This is a genomic window from Phenylobacterium sp. 58.2.17, from assembly GCF_026411515.1.
GTDB lineage: Bacteria > Pseudomonadota > Alphaproteobacteria > Caulobacterales > Caulobacteraceae > Phenylobacterium.
The window spans coordinates 1-8,096 of sequence record NZ_JAPMTQ010000079.1; the positions used below are offsets into that span (position 1 = coordinate 1).

Consider the following 8,096-nt stretch of genomic DNA (forward strand, 5'->3'; position numbering starts at 1 on the left):
GAGATCTACACACCTTCCGGTTCGTCGGCAGCGTCAGATGTGTATAAGAGACAGGGGCAATGGATCCCGGCCTTACGCTGCGCTCCAGCCGGGATGACACTGGAAGGCGGCGCTCTCGGAAAGGACTGCGCCGTTCCGCGTTCTTTCCGGCAACAGATGCAGGGGAAGCCATGCCCGTCCTCACTCCACGCGCCGACGGCTTGGTCGAGAGCACGACGCCGGTCCTGCTGCCGGTCATGGCCCCGCGCCTGCAGGGCGAGCTGTCGGCGGCGGGATTCGGCGACCTGGCGCTGTGGGGCGAGGGGGATCTCGGCCGCATCCGTTTCACCCCGCTCGCGGGGCCCTATGTCCACGGACCCAACCTGCTGACCGCGCCGGGCGGTGGGATATTCGTGGCTCAGGAAGCGCCGGTGATGGTGATCTGCGGCGTCGCCTATCGCGGCTTCACCCCGGCGCGGCGCTGCGCCTCCTGGGACCGCATCCACCATCCGAAGGCCGGAGTGCGCCGCGAGAAGACCCGCCGCCGCGTCGACTTGCCCTGGGCCAACGTGCTGATCGAACAGCGCGGCGTGGACCTGGTGATCGCCGCGGGGACCGACATCGCCGAGGCTGAGCGCGCGCTGCACTTCTCGGTCGACACCATCCTGGCCGAGGCCCGCGCCTACGCCGCCCACTGCGACCGGTTGCCAGAGGCCGATCCGATGCTGCGCAGCATGGTGATGCAGGGGACCCACGCGGCGCTCTCCAGCGTGCGCCGCGACGAGCGCGGCCGCTTCGACGGCCTGGCCGCCGGCCTGCACTATTCCGCCCCGGCCCGCACCTACTACCGCGACGGCTACTGGACGCTGCAGCTGCTGCTGGAAGCGGCCCCGGCCATGGTCCACGAGGAGATCGAGATGCTGGCCTCCGGCGTTCAGCCGGACGGCGAGGCGCCCAGCGGCGTCATCGTCTCGGGGCCGGAACAGGCCAAGGCCTGGGAGGAGCTGCGCACCACGGTGTTCGGGCTCGACTGGATCCACACCCGCTCGAACGACTGGTGGAGCGACCACTTCGACTCGCCGCTGTTTTTCGTGCTGGCGATCGGCGACTACGAGCGGGCGAGCGGCGGCGACGAGCCGGCCGAGCGCCACTGGCCGCTGATCAAGGCGATCTTCGAGCGCTATCGCGGCTTCTCCGAACTGGGGCTGCCGGTGAAGCCGCGGCACGACCGCGACTGGGCCGACAACGTCTATCGAGGCGGCTTCGTCGCCTACGACCTCGGCCTTTGGGTCGGGACGCTGGACGTGATCGCGCGGCTGGGCCGTCGGATCGATCCGCAGCTGTCTGGCCAGGCGCGCGTGCTGGCCGAACAGACCCGCCAGGCCGTCGATGCGGCGCTGTGGGGGCCGGACGGCTGGTACGCCGACTATCACGCGCCGCCCGGGCTGGAAGACGTCGAGCCGACCCTGGAGCATCACCTGACGCTCGACAGCCTGACCCTGCTGCGCCACGACGCGGTCCCGCCGGACCGGGCTCTGCAGGTGCTGGAGGCGGTGCGCGCCAACCTCGAGAGCCGCCACAACGACGCGCAGCCCTACGGCGACTGGGGTGTGATGTGCTGCTTCCCGCCATACCGGCACAAGGCCGACACCCGCTCGAAGTCGGCCTTCGCCTACCGCTACCACAACGGGTCGGACTGGCCCTGGCTGTCGGGCCTCTACGCCGAGGAGCGCCTGCGCCGCGGCCTCTCCGGCTGGCGCTATCCGATGCTGCGCTGGTGGGAGAGCTGTCTGGAGCAGGGCTGGATGGGGGCGGTCGAGTACTTCGCCCCGCCCTGGGGCCGCGGCTCACTGCTCCAGGGCTGGTCCGCCATGCCGGCGGCGGCCGCGCTCAAGTACCGCGACGTGGTGCTGGCGGGCGATCCGGGCTGAGGTCCGGCTGCCATTTTCAAACGTCATCCCGGTTTCGGCGCAGCCGAGGACCGGAACCCATGAACACCCTGATCTGGCCAGGCTCGTGCGGTCCCAGTCCCCTACCGGTCCACCGCCAGCGCGAAGTACTCGCGGTCGAACAGCCGATAGTACAGCCAGTGCGGCAGCCGGTCGGCATAGGGCTGGACGTCGGCGATCACCTTGGCCTGCGAGACATGGACGCCCAGCAGCCGCCGCTTGCGCTTTGACTGGGCGACGATGTTGACCGCTACGGTCGGGGCCGGCAGTCCGTCCTCGCGGGCCGCCGGATAGTTGTCGCGGAACGCGCTCACCAGCTTCAGCGCCAGGGCGATCATCGGCTGCGGCAGGGTCGCCTGGTAGAGCCGGCGCACGGACGGGGCGCCGGCCTCGATCACCTCGCGCGTCCAGCGCCCGGCCTGGACATGGTCGGGGTGGCCGTAGAACCCGACCTTCTCGTCGAAGGCGATGACCAGGCTCGGCTGGAACCGAGCGATCAGCCCGGCGATGGCGGCGCGGGCGGCGACATGGTCGCTGGCAGCCAGACCGCCGTCCGGGAAGTCCAGCACCTCGACATGCGCCGCGCCCAGATGATCGCCGGCCGCCTGCGCCTCGGCCCGTCGCACCCGGGCCAGCGCCTCGCGGGTATGGCCGGTGTCCTTGGCCGCCTCGCCGGCGGTCAGGTAGACCAGGGTCAGCTCCGCGCCGGCCTGCGCCATGGCGGCCAAGGCGCCGGCGCTGGTGATCTCGTCGTCGGGGTGGGCCCAGATCGCCATCACGCGCCGGGGCGCGCCGGCCGGGAACAGGTCACGGGTGATCGGCACCGCGTCGTCGTTGAACTGCTTGCGGGCCAGCCAGAAGCTCAGCCCGCCCTTCGCCGCCGCCAGAGCCGGCAGCAGCCAGATCACCGGAAGCAGTCCACCGCCTGCCCGACCCAGGCCTTCAGCGCGTCCTTCTTGTCCAGCGGCGTCGCCCCGTGCCGCACCAGGATCAGGTCGAGATCGGGGACCAGCACCGTGTACTGGCCGTCATAGCCGTTGGCCGAGAACGAGCCGGGGCCGGCGATGTCCAGCCACCAGTGCGCGCCATAGCGGCCCTCGGTCACCCCCTCCTGCTGGAAGGTCGGCGTGCGCGCGTAGTCGACCCAGCCCTCGGGCAGCAGACGCTTGCCCTCCCAGACGCCGCCGCGCAGGTAGAGCAGGCCGAAGCGGGCGAAGTCGCGGGCGCTGGCGTAGCAGTAGGACGAGCCGATGAAGGTGCCGGCCTTGTCGAACTTCGGGATCGGGCTGGTCATGCCCAGCGGCCCGAACAGCCGCGCCCACATATAGGACTTCAGGTCGCCGCCGGCCGCCTGGCCGGCGATCCGCGCGACGATGTTGCTGGTTCCGCTGGCATAGGACCAGAAGCCGCCCGGCGCGTGCTCCAGCGGCTGGCTGGCCGCGTAGTGAGCGACGTCCTCCTTGCCCGACTGGAACAGCATCTCGATCACGTCCGAGACGTGGCCGGGCACGTAGTCCTCGACGAACTTCAGGCCGCTCGACATGCGCAGCAGCTGGTCCAGCGTGATGGCTGCGCGCGGATCCTCGCCCTGCCATTCGGGGACGCCAGCCGGGGCGTGGATGTCCAGCTTGCCGTCCAGCACCAGCATGCCGACCAGGGCCTGGGTGACGCTCTTGGCCTTCGACCAGGACGGATAGGTCGCGTCCGGCCCGAAGCCCTCGCCGTAGCGCTCGAAGATCAGCCGGCCGCCCTGGACGATGGCCAGGGCGTGGGTCGCCCCGACGTCGTCGCCCTCGAACGCCTGCGCCAGCAGGGCGTCGAACCGCTCGCGCTGCAGGTTGGCGGGCAAGGCGCCTTCGGGCCAGGCCTCCGTCGGCCAGGGAACGTCGGCGGGCTGGGCGGGCAGGGGCGCGAGGGTCATGGCGCGAGACTGGCCGGAACCGTCGGCCTTGTCATCCGTCATGCGCGGTCTCAGGCCGCCTGCGCTTCGACCTCGCGCGGCAGTTCGCCGGCCTTCTCGTCGCCGCGCGAGAGCAGCAGGTAGGTGACCGGCGTGGCGACCCGGCTGAGGAAGGTCGAGGTGATCAGCCCGCCGATGATGGCGATGGCCAGCGGCGAGTAGAGCCCCGATCCCTCGAGCGCGAGCGGCAGCAGGCCGCCGACCGCGGTGACCGAGGTCAGCAGCACCGGCAGGAAGCGGACCTCGCCGGCCTTCTCGATCGCCTCGCGCAGCCCCATCCCGCCCTTGCGCAGCTGCTCGGTGAAGTCGACCAGCAGGATCGAGTTCTTGATCTCGATCCCGATCAGCGCGATCAGCCCGATGGTGGCCGTGAAGGACAGCGAGTTGCCGGTCAGCCAGAGCGCCGCCACCGCGCCGAACAGGCCGAGCGGAATGACCCCCGCCACCACCAGCGCCGTGCGGAACTTGCCGAACTCCAGCACCAGGATCGCCAGGATCCCGAACACCGCCACCAGGATCGCCGCGCCCAGGCCTGCGAAGCTCTCGGACTGGGCTTCGGCCTGGCCGCCGAGCGACAGGCTGTAGCCGGCCGGCATCGGCAGCTCCTTGGCCAGCCGCGCCTGGACGTCGGCGGTCACCTTCGAGGTCAGGGCCCCCGTGCGGACATGCGAGGTCACGGTCACCGTCCGCACACGGTCATAGCGGGTGATCAGCGCCGGGCTGGAGCGGAAGGTCGGCTGGGCCACCGCCGCCAGCGGCGCCGACTGCCCGGCGGAGGTCGGCACGTGGATCTGGGCCAGGGCCGACAGCTCGTTGCGCTCGCCCATCGGCAGCCGCACGCGGACCGGATAGTCGTCGCCGTCCGGATCGCGGTAGCGGGCGGTTTCCTCGCCCGACAGCGCCAGCCGCGCCGTGCGCCGCGCCGCGCCGGCCGGCATGCCGAGCGCCGCGGCCTTGGCTTCGTCGAGGCCGAGGTCGATGTCGGTGCGGTCGAGCCGCAGCGGGTTCTCGACGTCGCGGGTTCTGGGCGTCGCCTTCACGATCTGCTCGGCGCGGGCGGCCAGGGCCTTCAGCACCTCCAGGTTCTCGCCGGTGATGCGGATGGCGACCGGCGCCTCGATCGGCGGGCCGTTCTCGAAGGTGACGATGCTGATCTTCGCGCCCGGATAGCGGGCGAAGTCGGCGCGCAGGGCGTCGAGCACCTGCTCGCTCTTGCCGGGCTCCCAGGCCTTCAGGCTGGCGAACACCTCGCCGTAGCTCGCCTGGGTCTGGCGTTGCTGCTGGTTGTAGAAGATCTGCGGGTTGCCGCGGCCCAGATTGGCCGCGGTCCAGGCCACTTGCGGCGTCCCCTTCAGCCGGGCCTCGACGTGGCGCAGGGCCTGGTCGGTCTTGGCCATCGACGAGCCGTCGGCGGTCTCCACCCTGACGAGGAACTGCGGGGTCTCGGCCGGCGGAAACAGGCTGGAGCCGATGGCGCCCAGCAGCGGCACGGTGGTGGCGCAGATCGCGCCGATGATCGCCACGGCCACCCACGGGCGGGCTAGGGCGCGGTGCAGCACCGGTGTGTAGAAGCGGTGTATCGCCCCGTTCACCGCCCGCAGGATGGCGTTGCCCTCCGGATCCTCGTGGCGAGACAGCATGCGGCTGGCCAGGAACGGGATGATGGTCAGCGCCACCAGCAGCGAGGCGCCGACCGTCGCCAGCACCGTCACCGGCAGCGAGCGGATATAGGCGCCCGATCCGCCCGGCAGGGCCAGCAGCGGCAGGAAGGCGAACATCAGCGTCGCCGTGCAGCCGATCACCGCCAGGGTGATCTGGCGCGTGCCGTTGATCGCCGCGTTCAGCCGGGTCTCGCCCTCGCGCAGGTGGCGGGCGATGTTCTCGGTGACCACGATGCTGTCGTCGACCAGCAGCCCCAGCGACAGCACGAAGCCGGCGATGGCCAGCTGGTTGACCGTGAAGCCCAGCGCCTGCAGCACCGACAGGCCGATCAGCAGCGACAGCGGGATCGACAGCATCACCACCCCGCCGGCGCGCAGGCCTAGGGGCAGCAGCGTCACCATCACCAGGGCCAGGGCCAGGCCGAAATCGCGGAACAGCCGCGAGAGCCGATGCTCGACGTTCTTGGCCTGCACGAAGCCCTCTTCCAGCTTCACGCCGGCGGGCAGGGTCTTGCGGAACTCGGCCAGGGTCTGCTCGACGCCCTTGGTCACCTTGGCGACGTCGGCGCCGTCCTTCTGGGCGACGGTCACGAACACCGCGCGCTGACCGTTGAAGCGCGTCAGGTGGTCGGCTTCCTGCTGGGCCCAGCTCACCTCGGCGACGTCCCTGACCCGCACGACCTGGCCGTCTATCGCTCGGACCGGGGTGTCGGCGACCGTCTGCAGATCGCGGAACGCGCCGCCGGCCTTGACGTTGAAGCGCCGTTCGCCGGCGTGGGCCGCCCCGACCGGGGTCTCGGCGCCGGCCGCACGCAGGGCGTCGGCGACCGCCGTCGGCGGCAGCTGCATCGCTGCAAGTTTCGGCAGATCGATCGCCACCCGCACCTCGGACGGCGGCGCGCCCCAGTAACGCGCCTCGCGCACGCCGGGGGTGCGGTCCAGCCGCTCGCGCAGGGTGTCGGCCAGTTTCTCCAGCCGCCGCATCGGCAGGTGATCGCTCACCAGCGCGACCTGGACGATGGCGACCTCGGTGGTGCGCGCGCGGCGCACCTCCAGTTGGGCCAGGCCCGCCGGCAGGCTGGGGCGCAGGGCGTTCACCTCCCGCACGACCTCGTCGTACTTGCGCTCGGTATTGACGCTCCAGTCGAACTCGACGCTGACCACCGCCGCGCCGTCCAGGCTGGTCGAGGAGATCTTGCTGACGTCGTCGAGGCCGTCGAGGGCGTCTTCGATCGGGTCGGCGACCAGCTGCTCCATCTCGGCGGGCTCGGCCCCGGGCAGCACCGCGCGCACGATCACCACCGGAATCGGGAAGTGCGGGTCCTCGGACCGCGGCGTGGTCATCAGGGCGTTCAGCCCCAGCATGGCCAGCAGGGCGAACGCGACCAGCGTGAACTGCCAGTTGCGGACGGCGAAGGCGGCGACGTCGAACCTCATCGGCTCACTTCCCCGCCGAGGCCAGGTTGAGCTGCTTGGGATCGACCACCTGCACCTTTTCGCCGTCGGCGATGAAGCCGGCGCCGGCGGTGATCACTCGCGCGCCGGGCGGCAGGCCGGACACCAGGGCGTCGTCGCCGTCGAAGCCGCCGAAGCTCACCGGCCGGCGGCGCGCGACGTCCTTGTCGAGCACGAAGACGGAGGCCTTCTGGCCGTCGGCCTCAAGGATCGCCTCGGCCGGGACCCGCGCCATCGGCGTGGTCGGCGCAGCGCCGACGCTGATGTCGGCGGTGGCGATCTGGCCCGAGCGCAGCGGATGGGCGCCGAGCAGCTCGATCTCGACGTCGACGGCCCCGGTCTGGGGGCCGGCCCGCTCACCCACCCGGCTGACACGACCGGGCACGACGGCGGGGAGACCGTCGATACGCACGCTTGCACTCTGGCCGACGCGGACGCGGATCACGTCGCGATCGGCCAGGGGCGCGCGCAGGGTGAGCGGACTGGATTCGTCGGCGATGCGCAGCACCGCCTGTCCGGGCTGTACAACCTCGCCGGCCTGGGCGGTTCGCTGCAGCACCACGCCGCCCGCGGGCGAGACCAACTGCGCCCAGCGGCGGTCGAAGGCGGCCGATCCGGCGCGGGCCTGGGCCGCGCGCAGGGCGCTCTTGCGATCGTCCAGCCGCTGAACCGAGATGAAGCCCTTGTCGAACAGCGCCTGGTCGCGGGCCAGGTCGCGGCGGGCGCGCTCGACCTCGACGTCGGCCTGGGTCTGAGCAGCGGCGACGCCGGCGGGATCGAGGCTGGCCAGCACCTGACCGGCGCGCACCACGTCGCCGTCGTCGACGTTCAGGGCGGTGATCACCCCGCCGATGCGGAACGACAGGGTCATCTCGCGGCGCCGTTCCAGCGGCCCGGTGGCGGTCAGCACCGCGCCGCCTGAAGGGCTGCGCACGGCGACCGCCTCGACCGCCGCGGGCGGCGGGGCCTCAGCGGTCTTCGGCGCCTTCGAACAGGCGGTGGGGGGGGGGCGGCGGGGGGGCCCCCCCCCACCCCCCACCCCCCCGCGCGGGGACCAAAAAAAACATAATATCAAACCAATAAACAAAAAAA

Annotated in this window: 5 protein-coding genes; 1 reads left to right on the forward strand and 4 read right to left on the reverse strand. The window is 71.5% G+C overall.

The annotated features are described in order from the left end of the window. The first annotated feature begins 170 nt into the window (after nt 1-170). Nucleotides 171-1,910 (forward strand): hypothetical protein, encoded by a 1,740-nt coding sequence (locus OUA97_RS22685; protein WP_267234359.1) that lies wholly within the window; start codon nt 171-173, stop codon nt 1,908-1,910. A gap of 101 nt (nt 1,911-2,011) precedes the next feature. Here OUA97_RS22685 and OUA97_RS22690 read toward each other — a convergent pair whose 3' ends face one another. Genes OUA97_RS22690 through OUA97_RS22705 form a run of 4 tightly spaced genes read right to left on the reverse strand, consistent with a single transcriptional unit; the run spans nt 2,012 to nt 8,043 of the window. Further along, a complete protein-coding gene (locus OUA97_RS22690; RefSeq protein ID WP_267234360.1) occupies nt 2,012-2,836 on the reverse strand; it encodes a PIG-L deacetylase family protein in 825 nt (274 codons plus the stop codon). Beyond that, nucleotides 2,833-3,891 carry a serine hydrolase domain-containing protein gene (locus OUA97_RS22695; RefSeq protein WP_267234361.1) on the reverse strand — a complete coding sequence of 353 codons (1,059 nt, stop codon included), beginning with the start codon at nt 3,889-3,891 and terminating at the stop codon, nt 2,833-2,835. The genes OUA97_RS22690 and OUA97_RS22695 overlap by 4 nt, the downstream gene beginning before the upstream one ends. A gap of 8 nt (nt 3,892-3,899) precedes the next feature. Beyond that, nucleotides 3,900-6,986: an efflux RND transporter permease subunit gene (locus OUA97_RS22700; RefSeq protein ID WP_267234362.1), complete on the reverse strand. Its 3,087-nt coding sequence runs from the start codon at nt 6,984-6,986 to the stop codon at nt 3,900-3,902. Nucleotides 6,987-6,990: 4 nt separating this feature from the next. Then, entirely contained in the window at nt 6,991-8,043 is a 1,053-nt protein-coding gene (locus tag OUA97_RS22705; protein ID WP_267234363.1) for an efflux RND transporter periplasmic adaptor subunit, read from the reverse strand. Between the last annotated feature and the right edge of the window lie 53 nt (nt 8,044-8,096).